This is a genomic window from Pseudomonas fluorescens Q2-87, assembly GCF_000281895.1.
In the GTDB taxonomy this organism is placed as follows: domain Bacteria; phylum Pseudomonadota; class Gammaproteobacteria; order Pseudomonadales; family Pseudomonadaceae; genus Aquipseudomonas; species Aquipseudomonas fluorescens_S.
Map to the genome: position 1 here is coordinate 270,128 of NZ_CM001558.1, position 20,296 is coordinate 290,423.

At 61.2% G+C, this 20,296-nt stretch carries 22 protein-coding genes and 1 other RNA gene; 9 read left to right on the forward strand and 14 right to left on the reverse strand.

Annotated features, from left to right (window positions below; genetic code table 11):
* Nucleotides 1-35 precede the first annotated feature (35 nt).
* The 4 genes from PFLQ2_RS26155 to PFLQ2_RS26140 are packed head-to-tail and all read right to left on the reverse strand — an operon-like array spanning nt 36 to nt 2,879.
* Nucleotides 36-770 (reverse strand): amino acid ABC transporter ATP-binding protein, encoded by a 735-nt coding sequence (locus PFLQ2_RS26155; protein ID WP_003177344.1) that lies wholly within the window; start codon nt 768-770, stop codon nt 36-38.
* Nucleotides 757-1,407: an amino acid ABC transporter permease gene (locus PFLQ2_RS26150; protein WP_003177345.1), complete on the reverse strand. Its 651-nt coding sequence runs from the start codon at nt 1,405-1,407 to the stop codon at nt 757-759. The genes PFLQ2_RS26155 and PFLQ2_RS26150 overlap by 14 nt, the downstream gene beginning before the upstream one ends.
* Nucleotides 1,404-2,072 carry an amino acid ABC transporter permease gene (locus PFLQ2_RS26145; RefSeq protein WP_003177346.1) on the reverse strand — a complete coding sequence of 223 codons (669 nt, stop codon included), beginning with the start codon at nt 2,070-2,072 and terminating at the stop codon, nt 1,404-1,406. Before PFLQ2_RS26145 ends, PFLQ2_RS26150 begins: the two co-directional genes overlap by 4 nt.
* A gap of 21 nt (nt 2,073-2,093) precedes the next feature.
* Entirely contained in the window at nt 2,094-2,879 is a 786-nt protein-coding gene (locus PFLQ2_RS26140) for a transporter substrate-binding domain-containing protein (protein WP_003177347.1), read from the reverse strand.
* Nucleotides 2,880-3,133: 254 nt separating this feature from the next.
* Between PFLQ2_RS26140 and PFLQ2_RS26135 the strand changes: the two genes are divergently transcribed.
* The 6 genes from PFLQ2_RS26135 to PFLQ2_RS26110 all read left to right on the forward strand — a co-directional run bounded on the left by PFLQ2_RS26135 (nt 3,134) and on the right by PFLQ2_RS26110 (nt 9,243).
* Nucleotides 3,134-3,841: a FadR/GntR family transcriptional regulator gene (locus tag PFLQ2_RS26135; RefSeq protein ID WP_003177348.1), complete on the forward strand. Its 708-nt coding sequence runs from the start codon at nt 3,134-3,136 to the stop codon at nt 3,839-3,841.
* 121 nt (nt 3,842-3,962) lie between these two features.
* Nucleotides 3,963-4,292 (forward strand): thioredoxin TrxA, encoded by a 330-nt coding sequence (trxA, locus tag PFLQ2_RS26130; RefSeq protein WP_003177349.1) that lies wholly within the window; start codon nt 3,963-3,965, stop codon nt 4,290-4,292.
* Nucleotides 4,293-4,533: 241 nt separating this feature from the next.
* Nucleotides 4,534-5,793, forward strand: coding sequence for a transcription termination factor Rho (gene rho, locus PFLQ2_RS26125; RefSeq protein ID WP_003177350.1), 1,260 nt, complete (start codon nt 4,534-4,536; stop codon nt 5,791-5,793).
* Nucleotides 5,794-5,918: 125 nt separating this feature from the next.
* Nucleotides 5,919-7,385 carry a 4-hydroxy-3-polyprenylbenzoate decarboxylase gene (gene ubiD / locus PFLQ2_RS26120; protein WP_003177351.1) on the forward strand — a complete coding sequence of 489 codons (1,467 nt, stop codon included), beginning with the start codon at nt 5,919-5,921 and terminating at the stop codon, nt 7,383-7,385.
* Nucleotides 7,385-8,353, forward strand: a complete 969-nt coding sequence (locus tag PFLQ2_RS26115) for a CDP-6-deoxy-delta-3,4-glucoseen reductase (RefSeq protein ID WP_003177352.1) — start codon at nt 7,385-7,387, stop codon at nt 8,351-8,353. Before ubiD ends, PFLQ2_RS26115 begins: the two co-directional genes overlap by 1 nt.
* Before the next feature lie 221 nt (nt 8,354-8,574).
* Nucleotides 8,575-9,243 carry a gamma-glutamylcyclotransferase gene (locus PFLQ2_RS26110; RefSeq protein ID WP_003177353.1) on the forward strand — a complete coding sequence of 223 codons (669 nt, stop codon included), beginning with the start codon at nt 8,575-8,577 and terminating at the stop codon, nt 9,241-9,243.
* Here PFLQ2_RS26110 and glpT read toward each other — a convergent pair.
* Together glpT and PFLQ2_RS26100 are read right to left on the reverse strand one after the other, a co-directional pair.
* Nucleotides 9,219-10,568, reverse strand: a complete 1,350-nt coding sequence (gene glpT / locus PFLQ2_RS26105; protein WP_003177354.1) for a glycerol-3-phosphate transporter — start codon at nt 10,566-10,568, stop codon at nt 9,219-9,221. The two genes, PFLQ2_RS26110 and glpT, sit on opposite strands and share 25 nt — an antisense overlap.
* Nucleotides 10,569-10,823: 255 nt before the next feature.
* A complete protein-coding gene (locus PFLQ2_RS26100) occupies nt 10,824-11,801 on the reverse strand; it encodes an NADPH:quinone oxidoreductase family protein (RefSeq protein WP_003177356.1) in 978 nt (325 codons plus the stop codon).
* A gap of 150 nt (nt 11,802-11,951) precedes the next feature.
* Here PFLQ2_RS26100 and PFLQ2_RS26095 point away from each other — a divergent pair, with 150 nt between their 5' ends.
* Nucleotides 11,952-12,368, forward strand: a complete 417-nt coding sequence (locus tag PFLQ2_RS26095) for a flagellar basal body-associated protein FliL (protein WP_003177357.1) — start codon at nt 11,952-11,954, stop codon at nt 12,366-12,368.
* A 63-nt stretch (nt 12,369-12,431) separates the two neighbouring features.
* On the opposite strand, the gene PFLQ2_RS26090 is transcribed toward PFLQ2_RS26095, so the two are convergent.
* From PFLQ2_RS26090 to PFLQ2_RS26075, 4 genes are all read right to left on the reverse strand, one after another.
* Nucleotides 12,432-13,550, reverse strand: a complete 1,119-nt coding sequence (locus PFLQ2_RS26090; protein ID WP_003177358.1) for an ABC transporter permease — start codon at nt 13,548-13,550, stop codon at nt 12,432-12,434.
* Nucleotides 13,550-16,276 (reverse strand): ribosome-associated ATPase/putative transporter RbbA, encoded by a 2,727-nt coding sequence (rbbA, locus tag PFLQ2_RS26085; RefSeq protein WP_003177359.1) that lies wholly within the window; start codon nt 16,274-16,276, stop codon nt 13,550-13,552. The genes PFLQ2_RS26090 and rbbA overlap by 1 nt, the downstream gene beginning before the upstream one ends.
* Nucleotides 16,273-17,238: an HlyD family secretion protein gene (locus PFLQ2_RS26080; RefSeq protein WP_003177360.1), complete on the reverse strand. Its 966-nt coding sequence runs from the start codon at nt 17,236-17,238 to the stop codon at nt 16,273-16,275. Before PFLQ2_RS26080 ends, rbbA begins: the two co-directional genes overlap by 4 nt.
* 81 nt (nt 17,239-17,319) lie before the next feature.
* Nucleotides 17,320-17,769, reverse strand: a complete 450-nt coding sequence (locus tag PFLQ2_RS26075; RefSeq protein WP_003177361.1) for an EVE domain-containing protein — start codon at nt 17,767-17,769, stop codon at nt 17,320-17,322.
* A 195-nt stretch (nt 17,770-17,964) separates the two neighbouring features.
* Between PFLQ2_RS26075 and PFLQ2_RS28450 the strand changes: the two genes are divergently transcribed.
* On the forward strand, nt 17,965-18,111 hold the full coding sequence (locus PFLQ2_RS28450; RefSeq protein WP_003177362.1) for a hypothetical protein: 147 nt from the start codon (nt 17,965-17,967) through the stop codon (nt 18,109-18,111).
* Nucleotides 18,112-18,146: 35 nt separating this feature from the next.
* Here PFLQ2_RS28450 and PFLQ2_RS26070 read toward each other — a convergent pair whose 3' ends face one another.
* The 4 genes from PFLQ2_RS26070 to PFLQ2_RS26060 all read right to left on the reverse strand — a co-directional run bounded on the left by PFLQ2_RS26070 (nt 18,147) and on the right by PFLQ2_RS26060 (nt 19,605).
* Entirely contained in the window at nt 18,147-18,752 is a 606-nt protein-coding gene (locus PFLQ2_RS26070) for a 5-formyltetrahydrofolate cyclo-ligase (protein WP_003177363.1), read from the reverse strand.
* Nucleotides 18,753-18,871: 119 nt separating this feature from the next.
* A non-coding RNA gene (gene ssrS / locus PFLQ2_RS28455) (6S RNA) lies at nt 18,872-19,051 on the reverse strand.
* Between the two features lie 30 nt (nt 19,052-19,081).
* Nucleotides 19,082-19,399 carry a cell division protein ZapA gene (locus tag PFLQ2_RS26065; RefSeq protein WP_003177364.1) on the reverse strand — a complete coding sequence of 106 codons (318 nt, stop codon included), beginning with the start codon at nt 19,397-19,399 and terminating at the stop codon, nt 19,082-19,084.
* The gene (locus tag PFLQ2_RS26060; protein WP_003177365.1) at nt 19,396-19,605 is read right to left on the reverse strand and encodes a TIGR02449 family protein; all 210 of its coding nucleotides are present in this window, start codon (nt 19,603-19,605) and stop codon (nt 19,396-19,398) included. Before PFLQ2_RS26060 ends, PFLQ2_RS26065 begins: the two co-directional genes overlap by 4 nt.
* A gap of 130 nt (nt 19,606-19,735) precedes the next feature.
* Here PFLQ2_RS26060 and PFLQ2_RS26055 point away from each other — a divergent pair, with 130 nt between their 5' ends.
* Nucleotides 19,736-20,290 carry a YecA family protein gene (locus PFLQ2_RS26055; RefSeq protein WP_003177366.1) on the forward strand — a complete coding sequence of 185 codons (555 nt, stop codon included), beginning with the start codon at nt 19,736-19,738 and terminating at the stop codon, nt 20,288-20,290.
* The last annotated feature ends 6 nt before the right edge of the window (nt 20,291-20,296 follow it).

The window sequence follows — 20,296 nt, forward strand, 5'->3', positions numbered from 1 at the left end:
GGAGCAAGCTCCCTCGCCACAGGGTTTCCCCAACCTCAGGCGTGCTCAACCGTCCCAATGAAATTCGCCAGTTCCGCGGTCTGCGGATTGGCAAACAATATCTTGGGATCGCCCACCTCATGCACCTTGCCCTGATGCATGAACACCAGCTTATCCCCGACTTCCCGGGCAAAGCGCATTTCGTGAGTGACCATGATCAGCGTCATGCCTTCCTTGGCCAGTTGCCGCACCACGCTGAGCACTTCGTTGACCAGTTCCGGGTCCAGGGCCGAGGTGATTTCGTCGCACAGCAGCACCTTGGGCGACATTGCCAAGGCGCGGGCGATGGCGACCCGTTGCTGCTGGCCGCCGGACAGGCGGTCCGGGAAGGCATCGAATTTTTCGCCGAGGCCAACCCGCTCCAGCATCTGCCGCGCCAGCTCGGCGGCCTTGCTCTTGGATACTTTCTGTACAACCTGCGGCGCAAGCATCACGTTCTCGCCGACCGTCAGGTGCGGGAACAGGTTGAACTGCTGGAACACCATCCCGACTTTCTGCCGCAGGCTGCGCAGGTCGGCGCGGGCGGCGTCGAGGTATTCGCCGTCCACTTCGATCACGCCGTCGTTGATCGATTCCAGGCCATTGAGGGTGCGCAGCAAGGTGGACTTGCCCGAGCCGCTGCGGCCGATGATCGCCACCACCTGGCCTTCCTCGACGCTCAGGTCGATGCCTTTGAGCACGTGGTGATCGCCGTAGTATTTATGCAGGGCGGAAATTCTAAGCAGAGGCATGCAGTCTCCTTTCCAGGTAGCGCGCACTGAGGGACAGGGGGTAGCAGAGCAGGAAATAACCGAGGGCCACCAGGCCATACACCATGAACGGCTCGAACGTGGCGTTGGCGAGCATGCCGCCGGTCTTGGTCAGTTCGGTAAAGCCAATGATCGACGTGACGGCGGTGCCTTTGACCACCTGCACGGAAAAGCCCACGGTTGGCGCCACGGCAATGCGCAGGGCCTGGGGCAGGATCACATAGCGCAGCTGTTCCAGTGGGGTGAGGGCCAGGCTTGCGGAGGCTTCCCACTGGCCATTGGAGATCGACTCGACGCAACCGCGCCAGATCTCCGCCAGGTAAGCGCTGGTAAACAGCGTCAGGGCAATCGCCGCCGCCATCCACGGCGAAATCTCCACCCCGGCCAGCGCCACGCCGAAAAACACCAGGAACAGTTGCATCAACAGTGGTGTGCCTTGGAACAACTCGATGTAGGTGCGGGCGATATTACGCGGCAGGGCATTCTTGGAAATGCGCAACACCATCACCAGCAAGCCGATCACACCGCCGCCGATAAACGCCACCAGCGATAACGCCAGCGTCCATTGCAGGCCCGTGAGCAAGTTGCGCACCACGTCCCAGAAAGTGAAATCGCTCATTGGCGGCTCCTGGAAATGTAGCGACGACCCAGCCAGTTGAGGAACTGACGGATCAACAGCGCCATGCACAAGTAGATCAGCGTGGTCAGTGCGTAGGTTTCGAACGCGCGGAAATTGCGCGACTGAATGAAGTTGGCGGCGAAGCTCAGCTCCTCGGTAGCGATCTGCGAACAGACCGCCGAGCCAAGCATCACGATGATGATCTGGCTGCTCAGGGCCGGCCAGACCTTGCCCAGCGCCGGCAGCAGCACCACGTGGCGAAAGGCTTCGAAGCGGCTCATGGCCAGGGCCGCGGCGGCTTCCAGTTGCCCCCGCGGAACGGCCTGGATACCCGCGCGAATGATCTCGGTGGAGTAGGCGCCGAGGTTGATCACCATCGCCAGCACTGCGGCCTGCCACTCGGAGATCTGCACGCCCAGGGACGGCAGGCCGAAGAAAATGAAAAACAGCTGCACCAGGAACGGCGTGTTGCGGATCAGCTCCACGTACACGCCGAAGATGGCTGCGAACGGACGAATGTTCCACGCCCGCACCACGGCCCCGACGATGCCCAGGCTGACCCCGAGCAATGCACCAATGGCCGTCAGTTCCAAGGTGAACAGCGCGCCGCGCAGCAGCAGCTCGGTGTTTTGCACCACCGGCAGAAAGTCGAACTGATAAGCCATGCTCAGCCTCTCAAGCAGCGGTCAGAGGTCGGCCGGCAGCGGTTGCTTGAGCCAGGTCTGGGCGTTTTTCTCGAGGCTGCCATCGGTTTTCGCCGTGGCGAGGATCTGGTTGACCTTGTCCAGCAAGGCCGGCTCGTTCTTGTTCACGCCCACATACACCGGCGAATCCTTGAGTTTCACTTTCAGGGCCGGGACGCGCTTGGGGTTGCGCTCGCTGATGGCGACCATTACCACGTTGCCGCTGGCGATCAGGTCCACCTGGCCGGCCAGGTAGGCGGCAATGGTCGAGTTGTTGTCTTCGAAGCGCTTGATGGTGACGCCTTCGGGAGCGACCTTGGTCAGCTCGATGTCCTCGATGGCGCCACGGGTGACGCTGATGGTCTTGCCCTTGAGGTCGTCCAGGCCATTGATCGCCGCGTCAGGCGGGCCGAACACCGCCAGGTAGAACGGCGCGTAGGCGCGTGAAAAGTCGATGACCTTCTCGCGCTCCGGGTTCTTGCCCAGGCTGGAGATGACCAGGTCGACCTTGCCGGTGGTCAGGAACGGGATGCGGTTGGTGCTGTTGACCGGGGTCAGCTCCAGCTTGACCTTGAGTTGGTCGGCCAGCAGTTGTGCGGTATCGATGTCCAGGCCGCGGGGCTTCATGTCCGGGCCCACCGAGCCGAATGGCGGGAAGTCCTGGGGCACGGCGACCTTGAGGGTGCCACGCTTGACCACGTCTTCCAGGCCATCGGCGTGGGCGGGCAGCTGGCAAAGCATCAGGCTGGCAAACAGGGCTGTGAGCAGGGCGCTGCAACGCTGAATCATGGCGAATCTCCGCAATCGGTGATGTGAATTCTGCGTTCGGACAGAGCACAGGCCATGCCAAGGCGACGTTTAATTGGCCAAGGCCACGGTTTTGCTGGTGGCGATCGGTCTTACTGGTCTGAACAGTTGCGTCGTGTTTCGCACCTTTATCGGGCGTCGGCATTTGTCGCCGAACCCTGCTGGGGCACGACTTGCCGGGCGCGGCGAATAGCTTTACAACTAGCCGCTCACTGGCCCGGTTCGTCTGAAAAATCATGAATTCCATCGCTCGTGCCGTTCCTGAAGTGGCCCTGCAAGCCATCCGCAAACTGATCGTCGATGAAGGCTTCGGCCCGGGCGATGCGCTGCCGTCGCAACGGGACTTGGCGCTGCGACTGGGTGTGAGTCGGGCGTCGTTGCGTGAAGCGCTGTCGTCGTTGAGTGCCTTGGGCATGATCAGCGTACAACCAGGCAAGGGTGTATTCGTGCAGTCATCGGCCGAAGTGCCGCGCAGCGAGTCGGCGCCAGGCTGGCCGTTCGCGGCCCAGGCTTCGCCGGTGGATATCTTCCAGTTGCGCTACGCCCTGGAGGGTTTCGCGGCCGGGTTGGCGGCGGTGACGCTGAGTGCCGATGAGCTCGACATGCTGGAAGACAATGTCCAAGCCATGCGCCGGGAGCTGAAATCAGGGGATTTCGACGCGGCGGCGCGGCTGGATTTCGAGTTCCATCGACGTATCCTGCTGGCCAGCGGCAACCAGGCGATGTTGAGCATCCTTGTCGCCAGCGCCGACATCTTCCTGGAAAGCCAGAAGCTACCGTTCATCAGGGCGGAGCGGGCCATGGAAACCTGGCAGGAACATCGCAAGATCCTGCGCGCCCTGGCCCGTCGTGCTTCGGGCGCTGCGCAAAAAGCCATGCAGGAACATGTACGTAACGCTGCGCTGCGTACCGGTATTTCCTTCGTTGCGCCCGCTGCCTCGTAAGTTGGGCTATACACAAATACGGCTTGCGCCATAGCGAGACTCAATCAACTGCGGCTTCCTGAACCTTGGAAGGGCCGCTATGATGGGCCACGTTTTTTTGCTGACAACCCCGGAGATTTCCATGAGCAGCGATCTGATTAAACACGTTAGCGACGCTAGCTTCGAGGCTGACGTACTCAAGGCCGAAGGCGCAGTACTGGTCGACTATTGGGCTGAGTGGTGCGGTCCGTGCAAAATGATCGCCCCGGTCCTGGACGAAATTGCCGAGACTTACAAAGGCAAGCTGACCATTGCCAAGCTGAACATCGACGAAAACCAGGAGACTCCGGCCAAGCACGGCGTGCGTGGTATCCCGACCCTGATGCTGTTCAAGAACGGCAACGTCGAAGCCACCAAGGTCGGTGCGCTGTCGAAGTCGCAACTGGCTGCTTTCCTCGACGCCAACATCTAAGCGCCGAATGCCACTGGAAAAGCCCCGCAAATCGCGGGGCTTTTTCGTTATCCGGGGCTAGACGCTTGCAAACCCAGGTGTTACATTCGGCCCCGCACTGGTTTCTCCAGTGCCCCCTGCAAGCCGTCGCCGACGCTCTCCTTTCGAACAAGTACGCGATCCTGTCGCCTTCTCCGCGGCGCGGCCTCATTAAGCCAAAAGCTTAATTTCCCCCCTCCATAAATGATTACGTCATTCCTATATGAATCTGACTGAACTCAAGCAAAAGCCGATTACCGAACTGCTCGAATTGGCCGAACAGATGGGCATAGAAAATATGGCCCGTTCGCGCAAGCAGGACGTGATTTTCTCCCTGCTCAAGAAGCACGCGAAAAGCGGCGAGGAAATCTCCGGTGATGGCGTGCTGGAGATTCTCCAGGACGGCTTCGGCTTTCTTCGCTCCGCAGACGCTTCCTATCTCGCCGGCCCAGACGATATCTACGTCTCGCCGAGCCAGATCCGTCGCTTCAACTTGCGCACCGGTGACACCATCGTTGGCAAGATCCGCCCTCCGAAGGAAGGCGAGCGTTATTTCGCGCTGCTCAAGGTCGACACGATCAACTTCGACCGTCCGGAAAACGCGAAAAACAAGATTCTCTTCGAGAACCTGACTCCGCTGTTCCCGACCGTGCGCATGAAGATGGAAGCCGGCAACGGTTCCACCGAAGACCTCACCGGTCGTGTCATCGACCTGTGCGCACCCATCGGCAAAGGCCAGCGTGGTCTGATCGTGGCGCCGCCGAAAGCGGGCAAGACGATCATGCTGCAGAACATCGCGGCCAACATCGCGCGTAACAACCCTGAAGTTCATCTGATCGTGCTGCTGATCGACGAGCGTCCGGAAGAAGTGACCGAGATGCAGCGCACCGTGCGCGGCGAAGTGGTTGCCTCTACATTCGACGAGCCGCCGACCCGCCACGTGCAGGTTGCCGAAATGGTGATCGAGAAGGCCAAGCGCCTGGTCGAACACAAGAAGGACGTGGTGATCCTGCTAGACTCCATCACCCGTCTGGCCCGTGCCTACAACACCGTGATCCCGAGCTCCGGCAAGGTGCTGACCGGTGGTGTCGACGCCCACGCGCTGGAAAAGCCGAAGCGTTTCTTCGGTGCCGCGCGAAACATCGAGGAAGGCGGTTCGCTGACCATCATCGCCACCGCGCTGGTTGAAACCGGCTCGAAGATGGACGAAGTGATCTACGAAGAATTCAAGGGTACCGGTAACATGGAGCTGCCCCTGGATCGTCGGATCGCCGAGAAGCGTGTATTCCCGGCCATCAACATCAACCGTTCCGGCACCCGCCGCGAAGAGTTGCTGACCGCCGACGATGAATTGCAACGCATGTGGATCCTGCGCAAGCTGCTGCATCCGATGGATGAAGTCGCAGCCATCGAGTTCCTGGTCGACAAGTTGAAAGCGACCAAGACCAACGATGAGTTCTTCCTGTCGATGAAGCGCAAGTAAGTCGAGCAAGACAGACCAGCAAGAGCCGGGGAAACCCGGCTTTTTGCTATCTGTGCATTCACTATTCTGGACGGGCGGCGTTAAACTCGGGCCCCCGAACGCCACGGCCACCATGAGGCTCTTGCATGCAGTATCGCGATTTGCGCGACTTTATCAGCGGTCTGGAACAACGCGGCGAACTCAAGCGCATCCAGGTGCCGGTGTCTCCCGTACTGGAAATGACCGAGGTCTGCGACCGCACCCTGCGCGCAAAAGGCCCGGCGCTGTTGTTCGAGAATCCTACGGGCTACGACATCCCGGTGCTCGGCAATTTGTTTGGCACGCCTGAGCGCGTGGCCTTGGGCATGGGCGCCGAAGCTGTCAGTGAACTGCGCGAGATCGGCAAGCTGCTGGCGTTCCTCAAGGAGCCCGAGCCACCGAAAGGCCTGAAGGACGCTTGGTCCAAGCTGCCGATTTTCCGCAAGATCATTTCCATGGCGCCGAAAGTCGTCAAGGACGCGATCTGCCAGGAAGTGGTGATCGAGGGCGACGATGTCGACCTCGGCATGCTGCCGGTGCAGACCTGCTGGCCGGGCGATGTCGGGCCGTTGATCACCTGGGGCCTGACCGTCACCAAAGGTCCGAACAAGGATCGCCAGAACCTGGGCATCTATCGTCAGCAGGTGATTGGCCGCAACAAGGTCATCATGCGCTGGCTGAGCCATCGGGGCGGCGCGCTGGATTACCGTGAGTGGTGTGAAAAACACCCTGGCCAGCCATTCCCGGTGTCGGTTGCCCTGGGCGCGGACCCGGCGACTATCCTGGGCGCCGTCACGCCGGTGCCTGACAGCCTCTCTGAATATGCCTTCGCCGGCCTGTTGCGCGGTAACCGCACCGAGTTGGTGAAATGCCGTGGCAACGACCTACAGGTGCCGGCCACCGCCGAAATCATCCTCGAAGGCGTGATTCATCCCGGCGAGATGGCCGATGAAGGGCCGTATGGCGACCACACCGGTTACTACAATGAAGTCGACAGCTTCCCGGTGTTCACCGTCGAGCGCATCACCCATCGGATCAAGCCGATCTACCACAGCACCTACACCGGCCGTCCGCCGGATGAACCAGCCATTCTCGGCGTGGCGCTGAACGAAGTCTTCGTGCCGATCCTGCAGAAGCAATTTCCGGAGATCACCGACTTCTACCTGCCGCCGGAAGGTTGTTCGTACCGGATGGCCGTGGTGACCATGAAGAAGTCGTATCCGGGGCACGCCAAGCGGGTGATGCTCGGGGTCTGGTCGTTTTTGCGACAGTTCATGTACACCAAGTTCGTTATCGTCACTGACGACGATATCAACGCACGGGACTGGAACGATGTGATCTGGGCCATCACCACGCGCATGGACCCCAAGCGCGACACGGTAATGATCGAGAACACGCCGATCGACTACCTCGACTTCGCTTCGCCGGTATCCGGCCTGGGGTCGAAGATGGGGCTCGACGCCACGCATAAATGGCCGGGTGAAACCACCCGTGAGTGGGGCCGGGTTATCGTCAAGGATGAAGCCGTTACCCAACGGATCGATGCCATCTGGAATCAGTTAGGAATAGATTGATGCGTGTAACCTTGCAGCCTTCCGGTGCGGTGCTGGAAATCCAGCCCGCCGAGCGGATCCTCGATGGCGCGCGGCGCCTGGGCTATGAATGCCCGCAAAGCTGCCGCAACGGCAACTGCCATGTGTGTGGCGCGTTGCTGGTGGAGGGCCGTGTGAAACAGGCAGGCGAGGTGCGCGATCACGGTGAGATCTTTACGTGCATCGCCGAACCGCTGGAAGACTGCGTGGTGCTGTGGGATGGCGTGTTGTCGCCGGGTGAATTGCCGGTACGACAGCTGTCTTGCCAGGTCATCGAATGCGCCGAGGTGGGTGGCGATGTCTGGCGGGTTCGCCTGCGCGCGCCGGCCGGCAAGCCGCCGCGCTATCACGCTGGGCAATACCTGATGATCGAACGGGAGAACGGTGAGAAGTCGGCATTCTCCCTGGCCTCGGCGCCCCACGCCGGCCGCGAGCTGCAACTGCATGTCCTGGCGCGCGAAAGCAGTGCACAAGCGCTGCTGGAGCAACTGCGTCGCAATCCCAACGTGCGCATCGAAATGCCCTTTGGCGACACTCATCTGTCTGAACTGCCGGACGGTCCGTTGGTGCTGATCGCTGCCGGTACCGGCATGGCGCAGATGCACAGCCTGATCGAGCATTGCCGTGCCGAGGGTTTCAAGCATCCGGTGCATCTGTATTGGGGCGTGCGGCGACCGGACGATTTCTATGAAATCGAACATTGGGATGAATGGAAAAAACTGCCGAACCTGTACCTGCACAAAGTCGTCAGCGATCTGTGTGGGTGGGAAGGCCGTTGCGGGATGCTCCATGAAGCCGTGTGCGAGGACATCAGCGATCTTTCCAGAGTGCATGTCTATGCCAGCGGCTCGCCGGCGATGATCTACGCCACCCTCGACGCACTGGTAGATGCCGGAATGGACGCGCACCAGATGCGCGCCGATGTTTTCGCATATGCGCCACGGACTTAGCGGCTGACCCAGGATCCTGTGGTGAGGGAGCAAGCTCCCTTGCCACACGCATATATCAGCGAATATGCCGATTCGGTATTTAGTCCGCCGGCCAGATGCCGTTAAGGTATATAACAGCGCCCCCGGATGGCATTCAATTTGCCTTGATTCTGCCGAGCGTCAGCGTCATGACGGCGCGCTATCGAGCTATATCAATTGCGAGGAGCCCTACGCTACCGGCCATGACCGCTATCGAATCCGCCATTATCTGTGCCCCATACCCGCCACGGCTTGACCTGGGACCGAAGCTGACGCGTGAGCAATTGCTCGCCTCGATGCAATTGACCATGGGTCTTCACCAGGGCGGCCCGGTCTGGCTGTTCGCCTACGGTTCATTGATCTGGCGGCCTGAATGCACGGCGGTTGAGCGGGTGCGCGGCCGGGTCCATGGCTATCATCGTGGCTTGTATTTATGGTCCCACGAACATCGCGGCACCCCGGAGTTGCCGGGGCTGGTATTCGGGCTGGATCGCGGCGGCTCGTGCAGCGGCTTCGCTTATCGACTGCCGGAGGATAATCTCGAGGAATCGCTGTTTGCCTTGTGGCAGCGCGAGATGCCATTCCCGTCCTATCGTCCCCACTGGCTCAGTTGCCGCCTCGAAGATGGCAGTCGGGTGCAGGCCCTGGGGTTTGTGCTCGAACGACACCTGCCCAGTTATGCCGGCAACTTGCCGGACCATGTGCTGAGCCAGGTGTTCGAAAGCGCCTGCGGGCGGTATGGCACCACCCGCGACTACGTCGAGCAGACCATTCAGGCCCTGCGCAGCCACGCCATGCCAGACCGAAATCTGGAGGCGCGGCTCAAGCGCTGCAAATCAGCGCTGGATCAGGCTACCGCTTTGCGGCTCTGACTGGCGACTTGCTTGTGCCTCAGGGTTGGCGCGAGGAACGCCATCGACAGCAGGCAGGCGCCGATCAGCAGCACAAAACCACCGTCCCAACCGAAATGGTCCACGGTGTAGCCCATAGCGGCACTGGCCGCGACTGAACCTCCCAGGTAACCAAACAGCCCCGTGAAGCCTGCGGCGGTACCGGCGGCTTTCTTCGGCGCCAGTTCAAGTGCCTGCAAACCGATCAGCATCACCGGGCCGTAGATCAGGAAGCCGATGGAAACCAGGGCGATCATGTCAACGGTCGGGTTGCCGGCCGGGTTCAGCCAATACACCAGCGTTGCCACGGTCACCAGCGCCATGAACACCATGCCGGTCAGGCCACGGTTGCCACGAAAGATCTTGTCCGACATCCAGCCGCACAGCAACGTGCCGGGAATGCCTGCCCATTCATAGAAGAAATAGGCCCAGGAGCTTTTGTCGACTGTGAAACCCTTGGCTTCCTTGAGGTAGGTTGGCGCCCAGTCCAGCACGCCGTAGCGCAGCAGATAGACGAAGACGTTGGCCAGGGCGATGTACCAGAGCATCTTGTTGCGCAGCACGTATTTGACGAAGATTTCCTTGGCGCTGAATTCGTTCTCGTGACTGGCGTCGTAGCCTTCCGGGTAATCGTTCTTGTATTTCTCGATCGGCGGCAGGCCTACCGATTGCGGCGTGTCGCGCATGGTCACGAAAGCAAACACCGCCACGGCAAGCGCCACGGTAGCGGGGACATAGAATGCAGAATGCCAGTCGTTGAACCAGCCCATCCCCAACAGGAACAGCGGGCCGATCAGGCCGCCGCCGACGTTGTGCGCCACGTTCCACACCGACACCACGCCGCCGCGTTCCTTTTGCGACCACCAGTGCACCATGGTCCGCCCGCTCGGCGGCCAGCCCATGCCCTGGGCCCAACCGTTGATGAACAGCAGGATGAACATGATGGTCACGCTGGACGTCGCCCAAGGTGCGAAACCGAAAATGAACATCACGCCTGCCGAGACCAGCAAGCCGAAGGGCAGGAAGTAGCGCGGGTTGGAGCGATCGGACACCAGGCCCATCAGGAACTTCGAAAGCCCATAGGCAATGGCGATGGCCGACATGGCCAGGCCCAGTTGACCACGGGTATAGCCCTCGTCGATCAGGTATGGCATGGCCAGGGAGAAATTCTTGCGCAGCAGGTAATACCCGGCGTAGCCAAAGAAGATGCCGGCAAAGATCTGCCAGCGAAGGCGTCGGTAGGTACTGTCTATTTTTTCTTCAGGCAGGGACGCCTGATGAGCGGCGGGACGAAAGAAAGCAAACATTCAAGGGCTCCAGTTTCTTGTTATGACTGCGGATGCGAATGTTACAGTTTCGTTACCGAAAATAGCATTGATTCTCATCGCTAAAAAGAGGAAGTTTTCTCGAAAGGATGTTCTTAAACGAACATATCGCGCGGGGATAAGCACGGGGCGTTGCAGGGACGGTCGCCGATGGATAGCTTACCGCCCGTCAGGACCGTGGCGTCAGGCGGCTGGAGCAGACGCGGTCCACGGCTCAGGTGGACCGCCTTGAGGGATTCAACGCACCTGCACGACCACTTTCCCCACGGCCTTGCGCTGCGCCAGATCGTTGATCGCCTGGGCGGCGTTGCCCAGCGGGTAAGTCTGCGACACCAGCGGTTTGAGCTTGCCTTCGGCAAACCAGCCGAACAATTGCTGGAAGTTGGCGGCGTTGTCCTGGGGTTGGCGCTGGGCGAACGAACCCCAGAACACGCCGAGCACGGCGGCACCTTTGAGCAGCGCCAGGTTCACCGGTAGCTCGGGAATGCGCCCGCTGGCGAAGCCGACCACCAGCAGCCGACCGTTCCAGGCGATGGCGCGGATAGCCTGGTCGAACAGGTCGCCGCCCACCGGGTCGTAGATCACATCGGCGCCCTGGCCATCGGTGAGGCGCTTGATTTCCTCCTTCAGGCTGGTTTCGCTGTAGTTGATCAATTCATCGGCACCGGCGGCCTTGGCCACGGCGAGCTTCCCTGCGCTGCTGGCGGCGGCGATCACCCTGGCACCCATGGCCTTGCCGATTTCCACCGCCGCGAGGCCGACGCCACCGGAAGCGCCGAGCACCAGCAGGGTTTCGCCCGGTTGCAGGTGGGCCCGCTGCTTGAGCGCGTGCATCGAGGTGCCGTAGGTCATGCTGAAAGCCGCCGCGGTGTTGAAATCCATGGACGCAGGGATCGGCAGCACGTTATAGCCCGGCACCGCGACCTGTTCGGCAAAGCTGCCCCAGCCGGTCAGCGCCATCACCCGGTCACCCACCTTCAGGTGACTGACTTTTTCACCCACCTCACGAACCACGCCTGCCGCTTCGCCCCCGGGGGAAAACGGGAAGGGCGGCTTGAATTGATATTTACCCTCGATGATCAGCGTGTCAGGGAAATTCACCCCGGCGGCATGCACATCCAGCAGCACTTCGTTTTTCTTCGCGACGGGGCTGGCGACGTCTTCCAGCACCAGCGATTCGGCAGGACCGAATTCTTTGCACAGCACGGCTTTCATCAGGGCTATTCCTTTGGGAGTGATGGCCGATAAGTGTAGGTGTGAGAGTCGACGGGTCAACGAGCATGCCTCGCCCTGATAGCCGGCCATAAGCTTGTGCTTGAACGGCGGGGCGGTATGCTGGGCCGCAAACCGAATGAGGAATCAATTTTGAAAGCGCGGATCATGTTGTTGCTGGCCCTGTCGTTGCCCGTGGCGGCGATGGCCGAAGAGGCCAAGGAAGTGAAAGAAGGCGAGGCGCCGAAGGTCAGCTACATCACCCTCAGCCCACCGTTCGTGGGCAATTATGGCTTGGACGGCACTGCGAAGTTGAAGGTCTACAAGGCCGATGTGGCTCTGCGCGTGACCGGCGAAGCCGCCGCTGCGGCGGTGAAGGCCAACGAGCCGCTGATTCGCAACCAATTGGTGGCGCTGTTCGCCCAGCAGACCAGCGAGACGATGAACAGCCTCGAAGCCAAGGAAAAACTGCGTCAAGAAGCCTTGAAACAGACCCAGCAGGTGATGAACGACGAAACCGGCAAGCCGATGGTGGAAGATTTGTTGTTCAATAACCTGATCATTCAATAAAAGACAGGTTCGCAGCCTTGGGCAGCGCCCGGATATCCGCGCGTTGCCCGAGGCTGTGCTTTATCACGAAGCCAGGCTTTTACGAAAACGTCCCAGGGCAATGGCAAAGAACACCAGCCCGATGGCCGCCAGTGCCAGCAGGTCCGGCCATACCACGCCAACGCCTGCGTCACGGAACAGGATCGCTGCACTGAGGCTGACGAAGTGGGTCGAAGGCGATCCTTGCATCACCCATTGCAGCCATTGCGGCATGCTGTCCAGCGGCGTACTGCCGCCGGACAACAGCAGCATCGGGATGATGACCGGGATCGACAGCAAACCGAATTGCGGCGTCGAGCGGGCCAGGGTGGCAAGGAAGATGCCCAGGGCGGTGCTGGCGAACAGGTAGAGCGCAGTCACCAACAGGAACAGCAACATGGAGCCGGCAAGGGGCACGCCCAGTGCGAACCTGACGATGATTTCCAGTGATGCCCAGGTGCACAGCACGACCACCAGCATATTGCTCCAGATTTTCGCCAGCATGATTTCCAGCGCCGTCAGTGGCAGCACCAGCAGGTGGTCGAGGGTGCCGTGCTCGCGTTCGCGCAGCAGTGCGGTGCCGGTCAGGATGATCGCCAGGATCGTGATGTTATTGACGATCTGGATCACCGCCAGGAACCAGCCACCCTCCAGATTGGTATTGAACAGCGCGCGGGTGGTCAGCCTCACGGGCGTTTGCTCGCGGGTTTGCGCCTGGCCGCTGTAGGCCAACAGTTCCTGTTGGAAAATCCGTCCGATATAGCCGGCCCCCATGAAGGCCTGGCTCATGGCCGTGGCATCGACGTTCAGTTGCAGCGCCGGCTCGCGTCCGGCGAGCAGATCGGCCTGGAAGTTGGCGGGTACGTTGATCACAAAGGTGTAGTGGCCGCTGTCCATGACCTTGTCCAGTTCGGTGTAGGGCAGCGCCACCGGGGCTTGGAATTCCGGCGGTTGAAGCACCTGGGCCAATTGGCGGGAAACATGGCTCTGGTCTTCGTCCACCACCGCCACGCTGGCATTGTGGACGCCGATCACCGAACCGGCGGCCGGCATGTAGATCGCCACCGTGAAGGCGTAGCCCAAGAACAACAGCAGGACAGAGTCGTACCTCAGGCTGGTCAATTCCTTGAGCCCAAGGCGCCAGATATGTGAAAGCGTGTGCATCAGGCCTCCTGCTTTTTCAGCATGATCAGGCTGAGCCCGGTGAAGCCCAGGAAAAAACCGAATAACGCCAGGCATTGCGGCCACAACTGGCGCAAGTCCAGAGCCTTGGTGAACGTGCCGACGGCGATATCGAGGAAATAACCGGCGGGAAACAACTGGCCCATCACCGACGCTGCGCCCTCCAAGGACGAGCGCGGCACGATCAGCCCCGAGAATTGAATGGTCGGCAGGCTGGTGATGATCATGGTGCCGAGGATCGCCGCGATCTGGGTGCGGGTGAACGCCGAGATCAACAAGCCCATGCTGGTGGTCGCCAGCACGTAGAGCAGGCCGCCAACTGCCAGTGTCAGACCGCTGCCCTTGAATGGCACGCCGAACAGCCAGCGATTCATCGCCGTCAGCAGGGCCAGGTTGACCAGGCTCACGGCCAGGTAGGGCGCTTGTTTGCCCAACAGGAATTCCAGGCGGGTCAGCGGCGTGGCATAGAAGTTGGTGATCGAGCCCAGCTCCTTTTCCCGCACGATGCCCAGGGCGGTCAACATGGCGGGAATGAACGCGAGGATCAGGGCCATCACGCCCGGCCCGATGGCGTTCACGCTGACCACGTCCTGGTTGTAGCGAAACCGGGTTTCCAGTTTGGCCGTGGCTTGCGGGTTTCGCGCCGGGCTGCTCTGTTCGGCCCACTGTTCGAGGTTGGCCTGATGCACCGCTTGGACATAGTTGCGACTGGTCTCGGCGCGAAACGGCATGCCACCGTCCAGCCAGGCGCCGACGGTGGGTTGCCGACCGGCATACAGATCGCGACCAAAACCGGGTGGTATTTCCAGGGCCAGCTTGATTTCCGAGCGTTGCAGGCGTCGATGCAGTTCGGCCGCGTCCCGGATGACCGGCTGCTCCTCGAAGTAGCGCGAACTGCGAAACGCTTCCAGGTAGGCGCGGCTTTGCGGGCTCTGGTCCTGGTCGTACACGGCGAAGGCGAGTTTCTCCACGTCCAGGGAGATGCCGTAGCCAAAGATCACCATCATGAACAGGGCGCCGAGCAGGGCGAACGCCATACGCACTTTGTCGCGCAGCAGTTCCTTGCCTTCGCGGTTGGCGACGGCCAGCAGGCGACCGAAGCTGAGGCCGCGTCGTTCCGGTGGGGCATCGGCATTATCGAGGGCGACGGGAACGGCGTCCGGCTGCGCCTCGCCTTGGGCCTGTTCCAGACACGTAACGAACGCGGCTTCCAGGGTCTGGCCGTTGAACTGCGCCTGTAGGGCTGCGGGGGTATCGCAAGCCAGGACCTTGCCGGCGTGCATCAGTGAAATGCGGTCGCAGCGTTGGGCTTCGTTCATGAAGTGCGTGGAGAGAAAAATCGTCACGCCCTGTTCGCGAGACAACTCGATCAGCAGGCGCCAGAAATCATCCCGCGCGGCCGGGTCCACGCCGGAGGTCGGTTCGTCGAGAATCAGCACTTCCGGGCGATGCAGCACCGCCACCGCCAGGGACAGGCGCTGGCGCAAGCCCAGGGGAAGCGCCCCGGAGGGTTGGTCGCTAAAGTCCTGGAGCTTGAAGCGCTGGATCAATTCTTCGATACGGCTGGCGCTTTCGCTCTTGGGCAAGTCGAACAGCTTCGCGTGCAGGGCCAGGTTCTGACGCACGCTCAATTCGCCATACAGTGAAAAGCTCTGGGACATGAAGCCTACGCGTTTGCGGGTGGCGAGGTCCTTGGCGTTGACTGGATTGCCTAGCAGGCGAGCGGTGCCTTCGCTGGCCGGCATCAGTCCGGTCAGCACTTTCATGGTGGTGGTCTTGCCGCAACCGTTGGAGCCCAGGAAACCGAAAATCTCGCCACGCCCAATCGCGAAACTGACGCGGTCCACCGCCGTGAAATCACCGAAGCGCAAGGTGAGGTCGTGGGCTTCGATGGCGATGTCGGCGGTGCCGGCGGATCGGGGCGGAATCGCCAATGGCTGGGCGTCGCGGCCATTGTCGCCCTGGAAATGCGTGAACGCCGAGTCGAGCTTGCCATCGGGCGTGACTGCGGCCAATTCGGCGCTCAGTCCTTGGGCGATCAAGCGACCGTTGTCGAGCATCAGGCAGTGCTCGAATTGTTCGGCTTCCTCCATATAGGCCGTGGCGACCAAGAGCGTGAGTTGCGGTCGCTGCCGGCGCACGTCTTCTATCAATTCCCAGAAACGGCGTCGCGACAAGGGGTCCACGCCAGTCGTGGGTTCGTCGAGAATCAGCAGGTCCGGCTCGTGGATCAATGCACAGCACAGGCCGAGCTTCTGTTTCATGCCGCCGGACAGCTTGCCGGCTGGGCGATCGGCAAAACGCTGGAGGTCGGTGGCCAGCAGCAATGTGCCCATGCGTTGCTCGCATTCGGCCCGCGACAGCCCGAACAGCGTGCCGAAAAACCGGACGTTTTCACGTATCGATAAGTCAGGATAAAGATTGCCGCCCAGCCCTTGCGGCATGAACGCGATGCGGCGATAGAGGGTGTTGCGATGACGACGGTCCTCGATCGAGGCTCCCAGTACGTCCAGTTCGCCGCGCTGGAGCTTTTTCACCCCGGCAATCAGCCCGAGCAGGCTCGATTTACCCGCCCCGTCCGGGCCGATCAGGCCACAGCGTGTACCGGCAGGCAGGCTGAAGGCAATGTCGCTGAGGGCGAGATGCTGGCCGTAGCGATGCTCCAAGGCTGCGGCGCGCAGCGCCGGTGCGCCAACGCTGACGGTCATTGCAAGTTGGCCGGCCAGTCGATGGGGGCTGTGCGCACGTAGCCGGCGCCGGGCATGCCGGGCTTGGCCTGGGGCACTTCGCCGGGCCGGGTCAGGCGCACCTTGACGCGAAACACCAGCTTCTGGCGTTCATCACGGGTTTCGACTTCCTTGGGCGTGAACTGAGACTTGGCCGCGACGAAACTGACCCTGGCCGGCAGTGGCCGTTCGGGCAGGGCGTCGAGCAGCAGTCGTGCCTCATCGCCCACTGCCAGTTTTCCGGCGACCGAAGCCGGCAGATAGAGATTCATGTACTGGTCGTTCGGATCGATCATCAGCAGCACCCGTCCACCGGCGCCCAGCACTTCGCCCGGCTCGGCCAGGCGCAGTTGGATCACGCCATCGATCGGTGCGCGCAACGTGCTGTCGTCTATTTCACTGGTGAGTTGGGCTACCTGGGCCTGGGTCGCGCCGATGGCCGCTGTCGCCGCCGACACCTGGGCTCGGGCCGCATTGACGGCGGCGTTGGCAGTGTCTACGCGTGCTTGCTGCTGGTCGATGATCTGACCGCTGGCGTAGCCACGCTTGAACAGTTCTTGAGTCCGCTTGAGTTCCTGGTGGGCAAGCAATTGTTCGCTCTGGCGCAACTGCACGTTGGCCTCGGTGGCGGCAAGGTTCTGCCGGGCGCGTACAACTTCGGCTTCGGCCTGGTTGCGCTGGGCCTCCAGGGTCCGGGTGTCCATGCGCGCCAGCACTTGGCCCTTGGTGACGTTATCGCCTTCCTCGACATGGACCTCGGCCAGGCGCCCGGGCGTCTTGCTGGCGATCTGGACTTCGGTGGCCTCCAGGCGTCCGTTGCCCATGCTCAGGCCTGGCGGCAGACGATCGTGGCGGGACTTCCAGTAGCCGAACCCGCCGGCGGCCAGCAACACCGCCATCAAGGCGATTGCGAAAAAGCGAGAGGTACGGGGGTTCGTCGACATGTCCGGCATCCTGCGGCTGTAGCATGGCAGTCTGCCGGACCGGCTGCCGCCCGAGCTTGATATCCATCAACGGATGGGCGATTAGCGCAGGCCGATTACCGCTGCCCATTGCTCGGCAGTCACCGGCATCACCGACAGCCGCGAGCCCTTCTGTACCAGTGGCATTTCTGCCAGGGCAGCCTGTTGCTTGAGGTAATCGAGCTTGAGGACGCGGGGGAACGTCTCGATGTGGGCCACATCAATGGCCGTCCACGGATTTTTATCCGGGCTGGCCTTGGCGTCGAAGTAATGGCTGTCGGGCTCCAGCGCCGTGGGATCGGGGTAACCCGCCTGGATGATTTCGCCAATCCCGGCGATACCTGGCTCCGGGCAGCTGGAATGATAGAAAAAAAACCGGTCGCCGACGGCCATCGCCCGCAGGAAATTACGCGCTTGATAGTTGCGAACCCCGTCCCAGCGCGCCTGGCCGAGTTTTTCCAGGCCTTGGATGGACAATTCGTCGGGCTCGGATTTCATCAGCCAATAGGCCATGATTTCTACTCCTGGGCGGTGTTAAAAAAAATGTTCAGCGATTTTATGACAAACCGACAGTCGGTTGACGCCAGAGTTTGCGTGTAGCATCAGGTTGCCGCAAAATGCCGGCCTTCCAAGCTTGACGCTGCTGCACGGCCAATAAGAAAAACCGCTGCTGTCATCGTGTGTGATATGCCTTGAGGGGGGCAATCGATGAAACGCAAACCGGATTTGTTGTGGGTTCTGGTCATTCTGTTCGGCCTGGGTGTCGTGACCACGGGTTACGCTCAAAGCCTTTGGTCCACCAAGACCGATGCGCCGATGGACATCACCCAACCCACGCCATCGCTCAAACGCTGAACCTGTTCTCCTGGCGCCGCGTCACGTTCGCGGCGCTATTGCGCCATATACCACCGCTTGTCGCTCACCGTTCCCTGTAACGGTACGTCCCAACTGGCTTGTGCCAATCGTTCGACCTTCTGGCATTCATGAGCCAGCCCCAATAGCGTCGGCTTGCGCCATTGCTTGCGTCGCCCCAGGTACGCCAGGCTGCGGTCGTAAAAACCGCCTCCCATGCCTAGCCGGCCGCCCGCATCGTCAAACCCCACCAACGGCAACAATACTAAATCCAATGTCCAGACCTTGCGTTGCCGGGCGATGTTCTTGCGTGGTTCCGGAATACGAAAGCGGTTGGGGCACATTTTTTCGCCAGGGTAGATGCGCTGAAACACCATTCGGGTCTGCGGCCACGGGCTGAGCACCGGCAGGTAGGTCGCCTTGCCCCGGCGCTGGGCGGCGCGCAGCAGCAGGCGGGGGTCGATCTCGCCATCGTTGGGCAGGTACAGGGCGATGTGGCGTGCGCGACGAAACAGCGGATGCTGGGCCAGTTGCCGATAGAGTCCCTGGGCCGCTTGCCGTTGCTGGGCTGGCGTCAAGGCGCGACGGGCCTGGCGCAGCAGGCGTCGGAGTTGCGGGCGGGGGAGCAGCGCAGGTTCGGTCATTTCGAGGCTTCACGCAGTGACGATGGCAGTGCTACAGCGTAACCGCAAACCGAACGTCCAGAAACGCCCACGCCAGAAACGACAATGCCAGTCCATATGGACTGGCATTGTCTGGAATCAGGCTCCCCGGATGAACCGCTGTCGGCTTAGCCCTTGAACCCGAAAGTTCAAGGTGGAAGTTGCAGGAGGCGTTAAGGCTTTCCGTCAAGCGGACATGCACACCGGCCCCAACGTGCAACCCCCGTGGTTGTGCGTATCGGCTCAGGGACATCACCAACTGGCAAGCACCCCAGGGAGTGACGCAAGTATACCCCAGGCAGTCTCGGGAATCAGCCCTTGCTGACGTCCGGATCGGTCGCCAGTACCAGATCCACCCGATCGAGCAGGTCGCGCACTTGTTCACGGGTCGAGCCGCTGACCTGCAGGTCCGGCGTATCCTGGCGATGCAGCAGATCGTGGGTGATGTTCAAGGCAGCCATCACAGCGATGCGGTCGGCGCCGATGACTTTGCCGCTGCTGCGGATCTCACGCATCTTGCCGTCCAGGTAACGGGCGGCGCTCACCAGGTTGCTGCGCTCTTCCTGGGGACAGATGATTGAATATTCTTTGTCGAGGATCTGCACGGTAACGCTATTGCTTGAACTCATGAGTCTTGCTCCAGGGCCTTGAGGCGCGAAATCATCGATTCGACCTTACGCCGGGCGATTTCGTTTTTTTCAATGAGGTGCGCGCGTTCCTCGCGCCAGGTTTTTTCCTGAGCTAATAGGAGTCCGTTTTGGCTCTTAAGTTGCTCGACCCGGTCAATTAGCAACTCGAGTCTGGCCATCAGCGCTTGCAGGTCGGTGTCTTCCATTGTGTCCACTGAAGATTGTGTCTGATGGAGGGATGTCGGTCGTACAGCCTCTGATAGTCTTGGCGAGTCTGTCGATGTAGGATACAAGGCCTCCATTCTAGACATAGCGCCGTCTGGCGCCTAGCTGCCCATGCCCATTCAGAATTCCCCGTATCAAGCATTCGCCACCCTGCTGAGCACCAGCGGCCATCCCGTTTCGCCCGCCGAACTCCATGGCCTGTTGCTCGGCCGCAGCTGCGCCGGCGCCGGCTTCGAGGCCGACGCCTGGTTGGCCGACGCCGCCGAGCTGCTGGAAGGCGAGCCGGCGGATAACGTCCGTAACGCGCTGATCGGCCTGCAGGAAATGGTCAAGGGTGAGCTGACCAGCGACGACATGACCGTCGTCCTGCTGCTGCCCACCGACGACGCGCCTTTGGCTGAGCGCGCCGCCGCGCTGGGCCAATGGTGCCAGGGTTTCCTCGCCGGCTTCGGCCTGACCCGCCGCGAATACGCGTTGAGTGATGAAGCCAAGGAAGTGTTGCAGGACCTGGCTGCGATCTCTCAAGTCCAGGATGCCCTGGAAGAATCCGATGATGGCGAAAGCGACTACATGGAAGTGATGGAGTACCTGCGGGTCGCGCCGTTGCTGCTGTTCACCGAGACCAAGAAAACCGATGCAGCGGCGGCCAAGCCGTCCTTGCACTGATCGCTA